We start from the raw sequence: 16,225 nt of genomic DNA on the forward strand, positions 1-16,225 counted from the left end.
GAGCTGACTTCGTCAGTTTTATCTGCAACCTCAAAGATGTACTTTGAGCAGCCTTCGGCTAGTTTCCTAGTTTACTCTTTGATTTTCATTGAGTATAAGATGCTGATCAAGATGATAATGTCGTAGTTCAATAATACACTGTACAATTTAATAATTCTTATTCAGTTTGCTAGAAGTTTGTATATTCTTTTTCTTTTCTTTATTAAAAAATAGACATGAAATTGACTCTAATATTCTCTAAAAAATTCTTAAATTATCAGTCTATTGCAACTTTTCTCATGTGGTTCATTTGACTTGCTATTTGTTTTCCTTAGTAGTATACTAAGGTAGTAATCATTAAGAAGTGGTTACAAAAAATAATGAATGAGGTAAAGAAAATGGTAGAATTGAAAAAAGAAGCAGTAAAAGATGTAGCATCATTAACAAAAACAGCGCCAGTAGCATTGGCAAAAACAAAGGAAGTATTGAATCAAGCTGTTGCTGATTTGTATGTAGCCCATGTGGCATTGCACCAAGTGCACTGGTACATGCGTGGTCGTGGTTTCCTTGTATGGCATCCAAAAATGGATGAGTATATGGAAGCTCTTGATGGTCATTTAGATGAAATCAGCGAACGATTGATTACACTCGGAGGTAGCCCATTCTCTACATTGACAGAGTTCCTTCAAAATAGTGAAATCGAAGAAGAAGTTGGAGAGTTCCGCAATGTAGAAGAAAGTTTGGAACGTGTCCTTGAAATTTATCGTTACCTCATCACGCTTTTCCAAGAAGCTTTGGATGTGACAGATAAAGAAGGCGATGATGTAACCAATGATATCTTTGTTGGAGCTAAGGCTGACCTTGAAAAAACAGTCTGGATGCTTGCAGCAGAACTTGGACAAGCACCTGGTTTGTAAGAAATAATAGTAATATATATAAATCTGTAGGAAATTTCTTACAGATTTTTTCTATCTTATAAGCTATTCCAAACCAGTCTTTTTTCGAGTTTTTTGATAAAATAGTACTATCAGTGAAAAGGATGGAAGCATGACTAAGAAAATCGTAGCTATTTGGGCCCAGGATGAAGAGGGTGTGATTGGTAAGGACAATCGTCTGCCTTGGCATTTGCCAGCAGAACTGCAACACTTCAAAGAAACAACTCTGAATCATGCTATCTTGATGGGGCGCGTGACCTTTGATGGGATGGGGCGTCGCTTGCTTCCAAAACGGGAGACCTTGATTTTGACTCGTAACCCAGAAGAAAAGATAGATGGGGTTGCTACTTTTCAGGATATCCAGTCTGTCCTGGACTGGTATCAGGCTCAAGAAAAGAATCTCTATATTATTGGTGGAAAGCAGATTTTTCAGGCTTTTGAACCCTACCTTGACGAAGTGATTGTGACTCAAATCCATGCTCGGGTGGAGGGAGATACATATTTCCCTGAGGAGTTTGACTTATCTCTTTTTGAGACAGTTTCAAGCAAATCCTATACCAAGGATGAGAAAAATCCTTATGATTTTACCATCCAATACCGCAAGAGAAAGGAAGTCTAATGGAACGTAGTATATTTGGTTTTTTTACAGCCATGCTGTGTTTGGTCTGCTTGCTTGCAGGAGCACAGGCTTTTCGTAAAAAGCGCTATGGACTTTCTGTCCTGCTCTGGTTAAATGCCTTTACCAATTTGGTCAATAGTATCCATGCTTTTTACATGACCTTATTTTAGATAGAATGACAGTATAGAATAGAACGGAAGGAAATCATGCCTACAAATAGGAATAATGATATGATGGTTTATTGCTCATTTTGTGGCAAAAGCCAAGAAGAAGTACAAAAAATAATCGCTGGCAACAACGCCTTTATCTGTAATGAATGTGTGGAGTTAGCCCAGGAAATCATTCGGGAAGAGTTGGCTGAGGAAGTCTTGGCAGACTTGTCAGAAGTTCCAAAACCAATCGAACTTCTCCATATCTTGAATCACTATGTAATCGGTCAAGATCGTGCCAAGCGTGCCTTGGCTGTGGCGGTTTACAACCACTACAAACGCATCAATTTCCACGATACGCGTGAAGAGTCAGAAGATGTGGATTTGCAGAAGTCAAACATCTTGATGATTGGCCCAACTGGTTCAGGGAAAACATTCCTTGCTCAGACCTTGGCTAAGAGCTTGAATGTGCCTTTTGCCATTGCGGATGCAACAGCTCTTACTGAGGCTGGTTATGTGGGTGAGGACGTGGAAAATATCCTCCTCAAACTCTTGCAGGCTGCTGACTTTAATATTGAACGTGCAGAGCGTGGGATTATCTACGTGGATGAAATTGACAAGATTGCTAAGAAGAGCGAGAATGTATCGATCACACGCGACGTTTCTGGTGAAGGGGTGCAACAAGCCCTTCTCAAAATTATCGAGGGAACTGTTGCCAGCGTACCACCTCAAGGTGGACGCAAACATCCACAACAAGAAATGATCCAAGTGGACACTAAAAATATCCTCTTCATCGTGGGTGGTGCCTTTGATGGTATCGAAGAAATTGTCAAACAACGTCTGGGTGAAAAAGTTATCGGATTTGGTCAAAATAACAAGGCGATTGATGAAAATAGCTCTTACATGCAAGAAATCATTGCAGAAGACATTCAAAAATTCGGTATTATCCCAGAATTGATTGGACGCTTGCCTGTCTTCGCAGCTCTTGAGCAATTGACCGTTGATGACTTGGTTCGCATCTTGAAAGAACCAAGAAATGCCTTGGTTAAACAATACCAAACCTTGCTTTCTTATGATGATGTCGAGTTGGAATTTGACGATGAAGCCCTTCAAGAGATTGCCAATAAAGCCATCGAACGCAAGACAGGGGCGCGTGGACTTCGCTCCATCATCGAAGAAACCATGCTAGACGTTATGTTTGAAGTACCGAGTCAGGAAAATGTGAAATTGGTCCGCATCACAAAAGAAGCTGTCGATGGAACGGATAAACCAATCCTAGAAACAGCCTAGAGGTGATTATGGAACTTAATACACACAATGCTGAAATCTTGCTCAGTGCAGCGAACAAGTCTCATTATCCGCAGGATGAACTGCCTGAGATTGCTCTTGCAGGGCGTTCAAATGTTGGTAAATCCAGCTTTATCAATACTATGTTGAACCGTAAGAATCTCGCTCGTACATCAGGGAAACCTGGAAAAACCCAGCTTCTCAACTTCTTTAATATCGACGACAAGATGCGTTTTGTGGATGTGCCTGGCTATGGCTATGCCCGCGTTTCCAAAAAGGAACGTGAAAAGTGGGGGCGCATGATTGAGGAGTACCTAACGACTCGGGAAAATCTCCGTGCAGTAGTCAGTTTAGTTGACCTTCGTCATGACCCATCAGCAGATGATGTGCAGATGTACGAATTTCTCAAGTATTACGAGATTCCAGTTATCATCGTTGCGACCAAGGCGGACAAGATTCCTCGTGGTAAATGGAACGAGCACGAATCAGCAATCAAAAAGAAATTAAACTTTGACCCAAGTGACGATTTTATCCTCTTTTCATCTGTCAGTAAGGCAGGGATGGACCAAGCTTGGGATGCAATCTTAGAAAAATTGTGAGGTAAAGAAAATGGCAAAAACAATTCATACAGATAAAGCTCCAAAAGCTATCGGACCTTATGTTCAAGGTAAAATCGTTGGCAACCTTTTGTTTGCTAGTGGTCAAGTTCCTCTCTCTCCTGAAACTGGGGAAATCGTTGGAGAGACTATCCAAGAACAGACAGAACAAGTCTTGAAAAACATTGGTGCTATTTTGGCAGAAGCAGGAACAGATTTTGACCATGTGGTTAAAACAACTTGCTTCTTGAGCGATATGAACGACTTTGTTCCTTTTAATGAAGTTTACCAAACGGCCTTTAAAGAGGAATTTCCAGCTCGTTCAGCTGTGGAGGTAGCTCGTCTTCCTCGTGATGTAAAAGTCGAAATTGAAGTCATCGCAGAGATTGGATAAGCTAGTTGAAGTTTGGTTCTGCCAAACTTCTTTTGATATAAGGAGAGATAGATGACAAAGAAACAACTTCACTTGGTGATTGTGACAGGGATGAGTGGTGCAGGCAAAACAGTTGCCATTCAGTCCTTCGAGGACTTGGGATATTTCACTATTGATAATATGCCACCAGCCCTCTTGCCTAAATTTTTACAGTTGGTGGAAACAAAGGAAGATGATCATAAGTTGGCCTTGGTAGTGGATATGCGTAGCCGTTCTTTCTTTTCAGAGATTCAAGCTGTTTTGGATGAGTTGGAAAACAAGGAAGAACTGGACTTCAAAATTCTCTTTTTGGACGCAGCAGATAAGGAATTGGTGGCGCGCTACAAGGAAACCAGACGAAGTCACCCGCTAGCAGCAGACGGTCGTATTTTGGATGGAATCAAGCTGGAACGTGAACTCTTGGCACCACTGAAAAACATGAGCCAAAATGTGGTGGATACAACTGAACTCACTCCACGTGAACTTCGTAAAACTATTGCAGAGCAGTTTTCAGATCAAGAACAAGCCCAGTCTTTCCGTATTGAAGTCATGTCTTTTGGCTTTAAATATGGAATCCCGATTGATGCGGACCTAGTCTTTGATGTGCGCTTTTTGCCAAATCCATATTACCTTCCAGAACTGAGAAACCAAACGGGTGTGGATGAACCAGTGTATCACTATGTCATGAACCATCCTGAGTCAGAAGAATTTTATCAACATTTGTTGGCCTTGATTGAGCCGATTTTACCAAGTTACCAGAAGGAAGGGAAGTCAGTTTTGACCATTGCCATGGGTTGTACGGGTGGTCAACACCGTAGTGTGGCCTTTGCCAAACGCTTGGCGCAGGACTTATCCAAGAATTGGCCTGTCAATGAAGGGCATCGTGATAAAGACCGAAGAAAGGAAACGGTAAACCGTTCATGAGAAAACCAAAGATAACGGTGATTGGTGGAGGGACTGGGATCCCCGTCATTCTTAAAAGTCTACGTGAAAAAGATGTGGAAATCGCTGCTATCGTAACGGTGGCAGATGATGGCGGTTCATCAGGTGAACTCCGAAAAAATATGCAGCAGTTGACACCGCCAGGCGATCTTCGCAATGTCCTTGTGGCCATGTCGGATATGCCTAAGTTTTATGAGAAAGTCTTTCAGTATCGATTTTCTGAGGATGCTGGAGCCTTTGCTGGTCATCCGCTGGGAAATCTCATTATTGCAGGCCTGTCAGAAATGCAGGGTTCGACCTATAATGCCATGCAATTGCTGAGCAAATTTTTCCATACCACTGGGAAGATTTATCCTTCCAGTGACCATCCCTTGACCCTTCATGCAGTCTTCCAGGATGGGACAGAAGTAGCTGGAGAGAGTCATATTGCAGACCATCCAGGCATGATTGACCATGTCTATGTGAGCAATACCCTCAATGATGATACGCCTCTGGCTAGCCGTCGAGTAGTACAGACCATTCTTGAAAGTGACATGATTGTCCTAGGGCCAGGTTCCCTCTTTACCTCTATTTTGCCCAATATCGTGATTAAAGAAATCGGGCAGGCGCTTTTGGAAACTAAGGCAGAAATCGCCTATGTCTGCAATATCATGACTCAACGTGGGGAGACGGAACACTTTACAGATAGTGACCACGTGGAGGTCTTGCATCGTCACCTTGGCCGACCTTTTATTGATACTGTCTTGGTGAATATCGAAAAAGTGCCTCAGGAATATATGAATTCCAACCGTTTTGATGAATACTTGGTGCAGGTTGACCATGATTTTGCTGGTCTTAGTAAGCAAGTTCCGCGTGTGATTTCATCCAACTTCCTTCGTCTGGAAAATGGAGGTGCTTTCCACGATGGGGATTTGATTGTGGATGAGTTGATGCGGATTATACAGGTGAGAAAATGAGTTTCACAGTAGCAGTAAAAGAAGAAATCCTAGGTCAACACCATCTGAGCCGGCATGAATTATCTGCCATTATCAAGATGTCTGGTAGTATCGGTCTCTCAACTTCGGGCTTGACCTTGTCAGTTGTGACAGAAAATGCCAAGCTGGCTCGTCACCTCTATGAGTCCTTTCTCCATTTCTATGAAATCAAATCAGAAATTCGCCACCACCAAAGAAGTAATCTTCGCAAGAATCGGGTCTATACTGTTTTTACAGATGAAAAGGTACAGGACTTGCTGAGTGATTTGCACTTGGCGGACTCCTTCTTTGGCCTGGAAACAGGCATTGATGAGGCAATTTTATCGGATGAGGAAGCAGGCCGTGCTTATCTCTGTGGCGCTTTCTTAGCGAATGGAAGCATTCGTGACCCTGAGTCAGGCAAGTACCAGTTGGAAATCAGTTCTGTTTATCTGGACCACGCGCAAGGGATTGCCTCCCTTCTCCAGCAGTTTTTACTGGATGCTAAGGTGCTTGAGCGTAAGAAGGGGGCTGTGACCTATCTCCAGCGTGCCGAAGATATTATGGACTTCTTGATTGTCATCGGAGCCATGCAGGCGCGTGATGATTTTGAGAGAGTAAAGATTTTGCGGGAAACTCGTAATGACCTCAATCGGGCCAACAATGCCGAGACAGCTAATATTGCTCGGACAGTTTCTGCCAGCATGAAGATCATCAACAATATCAGTAAAATCAAAGATATTATGGGCTTAGAAAATCTGCCAGTGGATTTGCAGGAAGTGGCGCAGCTGCGGATTCAGCATCCAGACTACTCAATCCAGCAGTTAGCAGATAGCCTCAGCACCCCTCTGACCAAAAGTGGTGTCAACCACAGACTCAGAAAGATAAATAAATTAGCCGATGAACTATAAAACCACGAATCCTATGTGACTCGTGGTTCTTTTTTATAAACTAGTAGAGTGTTTTGGTTGTACTTTTTGCTCAGGGTCGATGTAGTTGATAGCATTATTGACAGCAGTTGGAGCTTCTCCGAGACCTGTCGCAATCAAGTCAATTTTTCCGTCATAGTAGCAGCAGTCACCGATAGCATAGATACCTGCTTGGCTAGATTCTTGTTTGCTGTTGACAATAATCTTGTGACGATTGAGGTCGAGACCCCAGTTTTTAAGGTTACCGACAGAAGATTTGAAGCCATAGTTGACAAAGAGGTAGTCTAGGTCAATCGTTTCTGTTTCATCAGATTTAACTTTTGTGATTTCCAACTTGTCAAGCATTTTTCCATCGCCAAGGAGTTGGCTAGGGACGAATGGTGTCTTGATGGTTACAGATGATTCTTGTAAGGATTGGACACTGTGTTCCAAGGCACGGAAATTATCTCTGCGGTGGACAAGGGTAGTTGGTGCGATTTTTTCAAAAGCCAAAGCCCAATCCACAGCTGAGTCTCCCCCACCAAGAATCGTCACTTTCTTATCAGCGTATTGCTGAATGTTGGAAACGTGGTAGTGGATATTTTCATAGCCTTCAACGCCTTCTAGTTCCAGAGGACGTGGTTTGAAGGCACCGCCACCCATAGCTATGATAACTGTTTTAGTCAGGTGACTACCTTTAGAAGTTGTAATGGCAAATCCTTCTTCTTGTTTTTCAATCTCAAGAACCGTTTCATTGAGATGAATAGGGGTATCAAAGCCGTTTAGTTGCTCAATCAAGCGGTTGGTCAATTCTTCTCCAGTCAAATTTGGGAAACCTGGTACGTCTAGGATTTCCTTTTCAGGGTAGAGAATAGCAGGTTGTCCACCTAGTTGTGGAAGAGAGTCGATGATTTGGATCTTAGCTTGGCGTAGGTGGGCATAGAAGGCTGCAAAAAGCCCGACGGGACCACCACCTACAATGGTAATATCATAGAGTTGAGACATGGTTTCTCCTTTGTTTTTTCTAGTCAGTTTATTTTATCATATTTTTTCTTTAATTTAAAATGAAGTAGGATAGGGAAAAAAATGCTAGAAAAATGGTATAATAGAAAGGAACGTGTTTGGACAGAGAGGAGACAGCAGATGAACTTTCAACAATTATCCAACCTGCAATATTGGACTAGCTTGTTTTCTAGTCCTTGGAGTATTGCCGTCAATCTGTTTGATATTTTGATTGTGACCTATGTTTTGTATCGTTTTACAAAAGCGATAGCTGGTACCAAGATTATGATTTTGGTGCGTGGGGTCTTGATCTTTGTATTAGCCCAGGTTGTGGCCAATATCCTTGGTTTAACAACGATTTCTTGGTTGATTAATCAGATTATCACCTATGGAGTTATTGCTGCGGTTGTTATCTTCTCTCCAGAGATTCGGACTGGTTTGGAACGCTTGGGAAGGGCGACAGATTTCTTTTCTACTAGTCAAATTAGTGCGGAAGAGAAAATGATTCGTGCTTTTGTTAAGTCAGTTGAATATATGAGTCCTCGTAAGATTGGTGCTCTGGTTGCCATTCAACGGGTTCGGACCTTGCAAGAATATATTGCGACAGGAATTCCTTTGGATGCCAAAATTTCGGCAGAACTCCTCATCAATATTTTTATTCCCAATACCCCCCTACATGATGGAGCTGTGATTATCAGAGAAAATCGGATTGCGGTGACTTCTGCCTATTTGCCCTTGACAGAAAGTACAGGGATTTCCAAGGAATTTGGAACCAGACACCGGGCGGCTATCGGTTTATCAGAAGTATCCGATGCCTTGACTTTCATCGTCTCAGAGGAAACAGGTGGTATCTCTATTACCTACAATGGTGTCTTCAAGCATGATTTGACTCTTGAAGAATTTGAAGCAGAGCTACGAACTCTTCTTTTGCCAGCAGTTGAGGAAAAAGTCAGTTTCAAGGACCGTTTGCTAGGAGGTTGGAAATATGAGAAAAAATAGTCTATATATCATTTCATCTCTCTTTTTTGCTTGTGTCTTATTCATTTATGCAACGTCGACCAACTTTCAAAATAGCAATACCGCAAGGCAGGTAAAATCGGAAACCTACACCAATACGATAGCAAATATTCCCATCGATATTCACTATGATGATGACCAGTATTTTATTAGCGGATTTGCATCAGAGGTTTCTGTTGTGCTGACAGGAGCCAATCGTGTGACCTTGGCAAGCGAAATGCAGGAAAGTACTCGTAAGTTCAAGGTGACAGCGGATTTGACAGATGTTAGTATTGGAACGATTGAAGTTCCTTTAAACATTGAAAATCTTCCTAGTGGATTGACCGCTGTGGCAACGCCTCAAAAGATAACAGTGAAAGTTGGGAAGAAGGTTAAACGAGATGGGATGCTTGTTGTGCCACAAGTTGACCAAAGCCAGGTTGATCCCAAGCTACAAATTGATAGTGTAACCGTGTCGAATGAACGCGTTTTGGTCACAACTGACCAGGAAACATTAGCTAAGATTGACAAAGTTATTGCGCTTTTACCAACCAGCGAACGCATAACAGGTAATTATAGTGGTTCAGTACCTTTGCAGGCAATCGACCGCAACGGGGTTGTCTTACCAGTAGTAATCACTCCGTTTGATACAACAATGAAGGTGACTACAAAACCAGTATCACCAAGTTCAAGCACAAGCAGTTCGTCGGAGACGTCTTCGTCAACGAAAGCAACTAGTTCAAAAACGAATTAAAAATAGAAAAAGGATTTTATAAAAATGGGTAAATATTTTGGGACTGATGGAGTCCGTGGAGAAGCTAACGTAGAACTAACGCCAGAATTGGCTTTTAAATTAGGACGTTTTGGAGGCTATGTTCTTAGTCAACATGAAACGGAAGCGCCGAAAGTCTTTGTAGGACGTGATACACGTATTTCAGGAGAAATGCTAGAATCTGCCTTGGTAGCTGGTCTTCTTTCAGTTGGGATTCACGTATACAAACTAGGCGTTCTGGCAACACCAGCAGTAGCTTACTTGGTCAAAACTGAAGGAGCAAGTGCAGGTGTCATGATTTCTGCTAGCCATAATCCAGCCCTTGATAATGGAATCAAGTTCTTTGGTGGTGATGGCTTCAAACTAGATGACGAAAAAGAAGCGGAAATTGAAGCCTTGCTAGATGCTGCGGAAGATACTCTTCCTCGTCCAAGTGCAGAAGGTTTGGGAACTTTGGTAGATTATCCAGAAGGTTTGCGTAAGTATGAAAGCTATCTGGTTTCAACTGGAACTCCCCTTGAAGGAATGAAGGTTGCCTTGGATACAGCCAATGGTGCAGCGTCTACAAGTGCCCGTCAAATCTTTGCAGACCTTGGTGCCCAATTGACGGTTATCGGGGAAACACCAGATGGTCTTAACATTAACCTCAATGTTGGTTCTACACACCCAGAAGCCCTTCAAGAAGTGGTCAAAGAAAGCGGTGCTGCTATCGGTTTGGCCTTTGACGGAGACAGTGACCGTTTGATTGCGATTGATGAGAATGGCGATATCGTTGATGGTGACAAGATTATGTACATCATCGGAAAATATCTTTCTGAAAAAGGACAATTGGCCCAAAATACAATCGTGACAACTGTTATGTCTAACCTTGGTTTCCACAAGGCCTTGGACCGTGAAGGTATTAACAAGGCAGTCACTGCAGTCGGTGACCGCTACGTTGTTGAAGAAATGAGAAAATCAGGCTACAACCTTGGCGGAGAACAGTCTGGGCACGTGATTTTGATGGATTACAATACCACAGGTGATGGCCAATTATCAGCTGTCCAATTGACGAAAATCATGAAAGAAACTGGTAAGAGCTTGTCAGAGCTGGCCGCAGAAGTAACCATCTATCCACAAAAATTAGTCAATATCCGAGTGGAAAATGCCATGAAGGAAAATGCCATGGAAGTGCCAGCTATCAAGGCCATCATTGAGAAGATGGAAGAAGAAATGGCAGGAAATGGCCGTATCCTTGTTCGCCCAAGTGGAACAGAGCCCCTCTTACGTGTTATGGCAGAAGCGCCTACAACAGAAGAAGTGGACTACTATGTTGATACCATCGCTGATGTAGTTCGAGCTGAAATTGGGATTGACTAAATCCTAGAAAACTAGATGAAAATAAAAAATTATGGTACAATAGCTTATAATATTGTAGCTAAGGGAGAGAGACATGAATCTTAAACGTGAACAAGAATTTGTTAGTCAGTATCATTTTGATGCGCGTAATTTTGAATGGGAAAATGAGAATGGAGCTCCTGAAACCAAGGTGGATGTAAACTTCCAATTGCTCCAACATGACCAAGACAATCAAGTGACTTCCTTAATTGTTGTCTTGAGTTTTATGATTGTATTTGATAAGTTTGTCATTAGTGGAACCATTTCACAGGTGAACCATATCGATGGTCGTATTGTCAATGAACCAAGTGAATTGAGCCAAGAAGAAGTGGAAACTTTGGCTCGTCCATGTTTGAATATGCTCAATCGTTTGACTTATGAAGTGACTGAAATTGCATTAGACTTACCAGGAATCAATTTGGAGTTCTAATATGAAACTAGCTGTTATTACAGATTCCTCTGCCTTTCTCAGTACAGAGACCTTGCAAAGAGAAGATTTGTTTGTCTTGGATATTCCTGTCAATATTGATGGTGAGGAGTATGTTGAAGGCATCAATCTGACTGCTGAGGAATTTTATCAAAAAATGGCTCAGGCTTCTGAATTGCCTAAGACCAGTCAACCAAGCATTGCCAAGTTAGATGAAATCTTAACTTCGCTCAAAGAACAAGGCTATACCCATGCCTTGGGGCTTTTCCTATCTTCTGGAATTTCAGGTTTTTACCAAAATATCCAGTATATGGTGGATGATTATGAGGGCTTGACCATTGCTTTCCCAGACACTTTGATTACAAGTGCTCCGCTGGGTATTATGGTTGAAAGTGTCTTTAACTGGCGAGACCAGGGCGATGATTTTGCCATTATTCAGGATAAGCTAGCCATTCAAATCAGCCGTACGTCAGCTTTTATCATGGTAGATGATTTGGACCACTTGGTGAAAGGTGGACGTCTTTCAAATGGGGCTGCGATTTTGGGCAATCTGCTAAGCATTAAGCCAATCCTTTATTTTAACGATCAAGGTGTGATTGAAGTTTACGAAAAAGTTCGTACTGAAAAGAAAGCAACCAAGCGCTTAATTGAAATCATTAAGGAAACAACAGCTTCAGGCCAATATCGGGTCATTGTCATTCATGGAAATGCTCCTGAAAAGGCTGAAGAATTGCGTCAACACTTGCTTGAATCTGGAGTGGGTACGGATATTTCACTAGCTACATTTGGTAGTGTCATTGGAACTCACCTAGGAGCAGGAAGTATTGCTCTGGGTTATATTCCAGTGATTTAGTTGGCACTTTTAGACTAGTTAAGAAGTTAGCAGTTGAACACGCCTGGAACCCCGTGTGAAAAAGATAGTTCTTCCAAGGAGTAGACGCTCCTTGATCAGAACTCCTATTTTCACTTTGTGTTCCTACAGGCTTTGTATCTTAGACAGGAGTAGAGATGAGTATTCGAGTAATTATTGCTGGTTTTAAGGGAAAGATGGGCCAAGCTGCTTGTCAGATGGTCTTGGATGATTCAGACTTGGACTTGGTAGCAGTTTTGGATCCCTTTGAGTCTGAATCAGAATGGCAAGGAATTCCTGTTTTCAAGGATAAGGCTGATTTAGCAGGCTTTGAAGCGGATGTCTGGGTAGATTTTACTACTCCAACTGTTGCCTATGAAAATACACGCTTTGCTCTTGAAAATGGCTTTGCTCCAGTAGTTGGAACGACTGGCTTTACTAGTGAAGAAATTGCAGAGCTAAAAGATTTTTCTTGTGAACAAGATTTGGGTGGTTTGATTGCCCCTAACTTTGCCCTGGGTGCTGTCTTGCTTATGCAATTTGCGACGCAGGCGGCTAAATATTTCCCAAATGTGGAGATTATCGAGCTCCATCATGACAAGAAAAAGGATGCTCCGAGTGGAACAGCTATTAAAACAGCTGAGTTGATGGCGGAAGTTCGAGAGTCAATCCATCAAGGTGTGCCTGATGAGGAAGAATTGATTGCAGGTGCCCGTGGTGCTGACTTTGATGGCATGCGTATTCACTCAGTTCGTTTACCAGGCTTGGTAGCCCATCAGGAAGTCATCTTTGGCAATCAGGGAGAAGGATTGACCCTCCGTCATGACTCCTATGATCGCAGCTCCTTCATGACAGGGGTGAATTTGGGAATTAAAGAAGTTGTCAAGCGTCATGAGCTTGTCTATGGATTAGAACACTTATTATGAGATTAACGCAAATGCCTTCTGAATTTCAGAAGGCTTTACCAGTATTAGAAAAAATTAAAGAAGCAGGTTTTGAGGCCTATTTTGTTGGGGGTTCTGTTCGAGATGCCCTTCTCAATCGTCCCATCCACGATGTGGATATTGCGACTTCTTCCTATCCAGAGGAGACCAAGCAGATTTTTCCGCGAACAGCCGATATCGGAATCGAGCATGGAACCGTCTTGGTTTTAGATGGGGATGAGGAGTATGAGGTAACCACCTTTCGGACAGAAGATGTCTATGTGGACTATCGCAGACCCAGTGCGGTTTCCTTTGTTCGTTCGCTAGAAGAAGACCTCAAACGCCGTGATTTCACAGTCAACGCCTTTGCCTTGGACGAGACAGGGGAAATCATTGACTTGTTCCATGGTTTAGAAGATTTGGAAAAGCAAGTTTTGCGAGCAGTTGGAGTGGCTAGTGAGCGTTTCAACGAAGATGCTTTGCGTATTATGCGTGGCTTCCGTTTTCAGGCCAGTCTTGGCTTCGAACTTGAGCCAGAAACCTTTAAAGCTATGAAGACCTTGACGCCACTTTTGGAGAAAATTTCTGTAGAACGTACTTTTGTTGAGTTTGATAAACTCTTGTTGGCTCCATTTTGGAGAAGGGGCTTGGCTTCCATGATTGAGAGTCAAGCTTATGACTATCTCCCTGATATGGCATCTAGCCAAGACAAGCTCAACAGACTGTTTGATTTGGAGGCTAATTTCACCTTTGAATCTTCAGAGCAAGCCTGGGCGGCTCTACTGTGGGCTTTGGAGATTGAAAATGCGCAGCCCTTTTTGAAGGCTTGGAAGACCTCACGTCAGTTTGCCAAGCAGGTACAGGATTTACTGACTATTTTGGTCTTGCGTGAAAAGGGAGAATTGAGCAAGCGCGATTGTTATCGCTTTGACTTGGCTTTGCTTTTACAAGCTGAAAATCTTCGTCAGGCTCAAGGAAAAGAAGTTAACCCGCAAGCCATCACAGAAACCTACCAGAGCTTGACCATTCATGACAAGAAAGAAATTCAGATTAATGGTGGTATTTTGATCAAGGAATATGGCTATCAACCAGGTCCAGATTTGGGAGAGATTTTAACAGAGATTGAATATGCCATTGTCGATGGAGAATTGGAAAATGACCGTCAAGCCATCCATGCTTATCTGAGGGAGAAAAAATGAGTGATTTTATCGTTGAAAAACTAACTAAATCCGTCGGTGACAAGACTGTTTTTAAGGATATTTCCTTTATCATCCATGACTTGGATAGAATTGGTCTAATCGGTGTAAATGGAACGGGTAAAACCACCCTTTTGGATGTCCTTTCTGGTGTTTCTGGCTTTGATGGGGATGTCAGTCCCTTTTCAGCGAAGAACGATTACCAGATTGGCTACTTGACCCAAGATCCTGATTTTGATGATAGCAAGACGGTTTTGGATACGGTTCTATCCAGTGACCTCAAGGAAATCCAGCTCATCCGTGAGTATGAACTCCTCATGCTCAACTATAGTGAGGACAAGCAGGCGCGTTTGGAACGTGTCATGGCAGAGATGGATTCTCTCCAAGCTTGGGAAATTGAGAGCCAGGTCAAGACTGTTTTAAGTAAACTTGGAATTCAAGACCTATCAACTCCTGTTGGAGTTTTGTCGGGTGGTCTGAGAAGACGAGTCCAGTTGGCGCAAGTTTTACTTGGCAATCACGACCTCTTGCTTTTGGATGAACCAACCAACCATCTAGACATTGCGACTATTGAGTGGCTGACCCTCTTTTTGAAAAATTCCAAGAAGACAGTTCTCTTCATCACCCACGATCGTTATTTCTTGGATGCTTTGTCAACACGGATTTTCGAGTTGGATCGCGCAGGATTGACCGAGTATCAAGGGAATTATCAGGACTATGTTCGCCTCAAGGCGGAACAGGATGAGCGCGATGCAGCTCTACTTCATAAAAAAGAACAACTTTATAAGCAAGAATTGGCCTGGATGCGCAGACAACCGCAGGCGCGTGCGACCAAGCAACAGGCTCGTATCAATCGTTTCCACGACCTGAAAAAGGAAGTTTCAGGCAGTACTGCTGAGACAGACTTGACCATGAACTTTGAAACCAGTCGTATTGGGAAGAAAGTCATCGAGTTTCAGGATGTTTCCTTTGCCTATGAACACAAGCCCATTTTGCAAGATTTTAATCTCTTGGTGCAGGCCAAAGACCGTATTGGAATTGTCGGGGACAACGGTGTGGGGAAATCAACCCTCCTCAACTTGATTGCAGGAAGTCTTGAGCCGACAGCAGGTCAAGTTGTGATTGGGGAAACTGTTCGCATCGCCTATTTCTCTCAGCAAATTGAGGGTTTGGATGAAAGTAAGCGAGTGATCAATTACTTGCAGGAAGTGGCAGAAGAGGTCAAGACCAGCGGTGGTTCTACGACTTCGATTGCAGAGCTGCTGGAGCAGTTCCTCTTCCCACGTTCGACGCATGGAACCTTGATTGAGAAATTGTCTGGGGGAGAGAAAAAACGTCTGTATCTCCTCAAACTGCTCTTGGAAAAACCAAATGTTCTCCTCTTGGACGAGCCAACCAATGATTTGGATATTGCAACCTTGACAGTCTTGGAGAATTTCTTGCAGGGCTTTGCAGGACCTGTCTTGACAGTTAGCCACGACCGCTATTTCTTGGATAAGGTAGCGACCAAGATTCTCGCTTTTGAAGATGGTAAGATTCGTCCTTTCTTTGGTCATTACACCGACTACCTTGATGAAAAAGCCTTTGAAACAGAGATGGCCAATCAAGTTCAAAAGGCCGAAAAGGAAAAAGTGGTCAAGGTTCGAGAAGACAAGAAACGCATGACTTATCAAGAAAAGCAGGAGTGGGCAAGTATCGAAGACGATATTGAAGCCTTGGAAAATCGTATCGCTGCTATTGAAGAGGAGATGCAGGCAAACGGCTCTGACTTTGGTAAGCTAGCGACTCTTCAAAAAGAAGTGGATGAGAAGAACGAAGCACTCCTTGAAAAATACGAACGCTATGAATACCTAAGTGAATTTGATAGCTAGAAGAATAGAAAAATCCCGTCTCATGACAGGA

Annotated in this window: 18 protein-coding genes; 17 read left to right on the plus strand and 1 reads right to left on the minus strand. The window is 42.7% G+C overall.

Annotated elements, in window-relative coordinates; translation table 11 throughout:
• Positions 1-377 precede the first annotated feature (377 nt).
• From HT718_RS02045 to whiA, 9 genes are all read left to right on the plus strand, one after another.
• On the plus strand, positions 378-896 hold the full coding sequence (locus HT718_RS02045) for a Dps family protein (protein WP_020900578.1): 519 nt from the start codon (positions 378-380) through the stop codon (positions 894-896).
• A 130-nt stretch (positions 897-1,026) separates the two neighbouring features.
• Complete coding sequence (locus HT718_RS02050) at positions 1,027-1,533, plus strand: dihydrofolate reductase (protein ID WP_173266940.1); 507 nt, start codon at positions 1,027-1,029, stop codon at positions 1,531-1,533.
• A complete protein-coding gene (locus tag HT718_RS02055; RefSeq protein ID WP_000442260.1) occupies positions 1,533-1,703 on the plus strand; it encodes a hypothetical protein in 171 nt (56 codons plus the stop codon). Before HT718_RS02050 ends, HT718_RS02055 begins: the two co-directional genes overlap by 1 nt.
• Positions 1,704-1,739: 36 nt before the next feature.
• Positions 1,740-2,972 carry an ATP-dependent Clp protease ATP-binding subunit ClpX gene (gene clpX / locus HT718_RS02060; RefSeq protein WP_012972566.1) on the plus strand — a complete coding sequence of 411 codons (1,233 nt, stop codon included), beginning with the start codon at positions 1,740-1,742 and terminating at the stop codon, positions 2,970-2,972.
• Positions 2,973-2,980: 8 nt separating this feature from the next.
• Positions 2,981-3,568 carry a ribosome biogenesis GTP-binding protein YihA/YsxC gene (gene yihA, locus HT718_RS02065; protein WP_173266942.1) on the plus strand — a complete coding sequence of 196 codons (588 nt, stop codon included), beginning with the start codon at positions 2,981-2,983 and terminating at the stop codon, positions 3,566-3,568.
• A 10-nt stretch (positions 3,569-3,578) separates the two neighbouring features.
• Entirely contained in the window at positions 3,579-3,959 is a 381-nt protein-coding gene (locus tag HT718_RS02070) for a RidA family protein (protein ID WP_001140420.1), read from the plus strand.
• A gap of 51 nt (positions 3,960-4,010) precedes the next feature.
• On the plus strand, positions 4,011-4,901 hold the full coding sequence (gene rapZ, locus HT718_RS02075) for an RNase adapter RapZ (protein ID WP_153226033.1): 891 nt from the start codon (positions 4,011-4,013) through the stop codon (positions 4,899-4,901).
• A complete protein-coding gene (locus tag HT718_RS02080; RefSeq protein ID WP_173266943.1) occupies positions 4,898-5,875 on the plus strand; it encodes a YvcK family protein in 978 nt (325 codons plus the stop codon). Before rapZ ends, HT718_RS02080 begins: the two co-directional genes overlap by 4 nt.
• Positions 5,872-6,783 carry a DNA-binding protein WhiA gene (gene whiA, locus HT718_RS02085; protein ID WP_173266945.1) on the plus strand — a complete coding sequence of 304 codons (912 nt, stop codon included), beginning with the start codon at positions 5,872-5,874 and terminating at the stop codon, positions 6,781-6,783. Before HT718_RS02080 ends, whiA begins: the two co-directional genes overlap by 4 nt.
• Positions 6,784-6,816: 33 nt before the next feature.
• On the opposite strand, the gene HT718_RS02090 is transcribed toward whiA, so the two are convergent.
• On the minus strand, positions 6,817-7,785 hold the full coding sequence (locus tag HT718_RS02090) for an NAD(P)/FAD-dependent oxidoreductase (RefSeq protein ID WP_173266947.1): 969 nt from the start codon (positions 7,783-7,785) through the stop codon (positions 6,817-6,819).
• A gap of 138 nt (positions 7,786-7,923) precedes the next feature.
• On the opposite strand from HT718_RS02090, the gene cdaA reads away from it, so the two are divergent.
• The 8 genes from cdaA to HT718_RS02130 all read left to right on the plus strand — a co-directional run bounded on the left by cdaA (position 7,924) and on the right by HT718_RS02130 (position 16,194).
• On the plus strand, positions 7,924-8,781 hold the full coding sequence (gene cdaA, locus HT718_RS02095) for a diadenylate cyclase CdaA (protein WP_049540841.1): 858 nt from the start codon (positions 7,924-7,926) through the stop codon (positions 8,779-8,781).
• Positions 8,768-9,532 (plus strand): CdaR family protein, encoded by a 765-nt coding sequence (locus tag HT718_RS02100; RefSeq protein ID WP_173266948.1) that lies wholly within the window; start codon positions 8,768-8,770, stop codon positions 9,530-9,532. Before cdaA ends, HT718_RS02100 begins: the two co-directional genes overlap by 14 nt.
• 24 nt (positions 9,533-9,556) lie before the next feature.
• Positions 9,557-10,909 (plus strand): phosphoglucosamine mutase, encoded by a 1,353-nt coding sequence (gene glmM / locus HT718_RS02105; RefSeq protein WP_173266950.1) that lies wholly within the window; start codon positions 9,557-9,559, stop codon positions 10,907-10,909.
• 73 nt (positions 10,910-10,982) lie between these two features.
• A complete protein-coding gene (locus HT718_RS02110; RefSeq protein WP_140834617.1) occupies positions 10,983-11,357 on the plus strand; it encodes a DUF1149 family protein in 375 nt (124 codons plus the stop codon).
• 1 nt (position 11,358) lies between these two features.
• Complete coding sequence (locus HT718_RS02115; RefSeq protein ID WP_061088284.1) at positions 11,359-12,207, plus strand: DegV family protein; 849 nt, start codon at positions 11,359-11,361, stop codon at positions 12,205-12,207.
• Positions 12,208-12,362: 155 nt separating this feature from the next.
• On the plus strand, positions 12,363-13,130 hold the full coding sequence (dapB, locus tag HT718_RS02120; RefSeq protein WP_173266952.1) for a 4-hydroxy-tetrahydrodipicolinate reductase: 768 nt from the start codon (positions 12,363-12,365) through the stop codon (positions 13,128-13,130).
• Positions 13,127-14,326: a CCA tRNA nucleotidyltransferase gene (locus HT718_RS02125; protein WP_345889944.1), complete on the plus strand. Its 1,200-nt coding sequence runs from the start codon at positions 13,127-13,129 to the stop codon at positions 14,324-14,326. Before dapB ends, HT718_RS02125 begins: the two co-directional genes overlap by 4 nt.
• On the plus strand, positions 14,323-16,194 hold the full coding sequence (locus HT718_RS02130) for an ABC-F family ATP-binding cassette domain-containing protein (RefSeq protein WP_173266956.1): 1,872 nt from the start codon (positions 14,323-14,325) through the stop codon (positions 16,192-16,194). Before HT718_RS02125 ends, HT718_RS02130 begins: the two co-directional genes overlap by 4 nt.
• Positions 16,195-16,225 lie beyond the last annotated feature (31 nt).

This window comes from Streptococcus sp. 714, from assembly GCF_013277115.1.
Taxonomy (GTDB): Bacteria; Bacillota; Bacilli; order Lactobacillales; family Streptococcaceae; genus Streptococcus.

What these genes read in the sequence shown, in the direction of transcription:
- HT718_RS02055 (WP_000442260.1), top strand. Translation starts at nt 1,533, where the DNA reads ATGGAACGTAGTATATTTGGTTTTTTTACAGCCATGCTGTGTTTGGTC.
- HT718_RS02045 (WP_020900578.1), top strand. Translation starts at nt 378, where the DNA reads ATGGTAGAATTGAAAAAAGAAGCAGTAAAAGATGTAGCATCATTAACA.
- yihA (WP_173266942.1), top strand. Translation starts at nt 2,981, where the DNA reads ATGGAACTTAATACACACAATGCTGAAATCTTGCTCAGTGCAGCGAAC.
- HT718_RS02115 (WP_061088284.1), top strand. Translation starts at nt 11,359, where the DNA reads ATGAAACTAGCTGTTATTACAGATTCCTCTGCCTTTCTCAGTACAGAG.
- glmM (WP_173266950.1), top strand. Translation starts at nt 9,557, where the DNA reads ATGGGTAAATATTTTGGGACTGATGGAGTCCGTGGAGAAGCTAACGTA.
- whiA (WP_173266945.1), top strand. Translation starts at nt 5,872, where the DNA reads ATGAGTTTCACAGTAGCAGTAAAAGAAGAAATCCTAGGTCAACACCAT.
- clpX (WP_012972566.1), top strand. Translation starts at nt 1,740, where the DNA reads ATGCCTACAAATAGGAATAATGATATGATGGTTTATTGCTCATTTTGT.
- HT718_RS02090 (WP_173266947.1), bottom strand. Translation starts at nt 7,785, where the DNA reads ATGTCTCAACTCTATGATATTACCATTGTAGGTGGTGGTCCCGTCGGG.
- HT718_RS02100 (WP_173266948.1), top strand. Translation starts at nt 8,768, where the DNA reads ATGAGAAAAAATAGTCTATATATCATTTCATCTCTCTTTTTTGCTTGT.
- dapB (WP_173266952.1), top strand. Translation starts at nt 12,363, where the DNA reads ATGAGTATTCGAGTAATTATTGCTGGTTTTAAGGGAAAGATGGGCCAA.
- HT718_RS02130 (WP_173266956.1), top strand. Translation starts at nt 14,323, where the DNA reads ATGAGTGATTTTATCGTTGAAAAACTAACTAAATCCGTCGGTGACAAG.
- HT718_RS02070 (WP_001140420.1), top strand. Translation starts at nt 3,579, where the DNA reads ATGGCAAAAACAATTCATACAGATAAAGCTCCAAAAGCTATCGGACCT.
- cdaA (WP_049540841.1), top strand. Translation starts at nt 7,924, where the DNA reads ATGAACTTTCAACAATTATCCAACCTGCAATATTGGACTAGCTTGTTT.
- HT718_RS02125 (WP_345889944.1), top strand. Translation starts at nt 13,127, where the DNA reads ATGAGATTAACGCAAATGCCTTCTGAATTTCAGAAGGCTTTACCAGTA.
- HT718_RS02050 (WP_173266940.1), top strand. Translation starts at nt 1,027, where the DNA reads ATGACTAAGAAAATCGTAGCTATTTGGGCCCAGGATGAAGAGGGTGTG.
- HT718_RS02080 (WP_173266943.1), top strand. Translation starts at nt 4,898, where the DNA reads ATGAGAAAACCAAAGATAACGGTGATTGGTGGAGGGACTGGGATCCCC.
- rapZ (WP_153226033.1), top strand. Translation starts at nt 4,011, where the DNA reads ATGACAAAGAAACAACTTCACTTGGTGATTGTGACAGGGATGAGTGGT.
- HT718_RS02110 (WP_140834617.1), top strand. Translation starts at nt 10,983, where the DNA reads ATGAATCTTAAACGTGAACAAGAATTTGTTAGTCAGTATCATTTTGAT.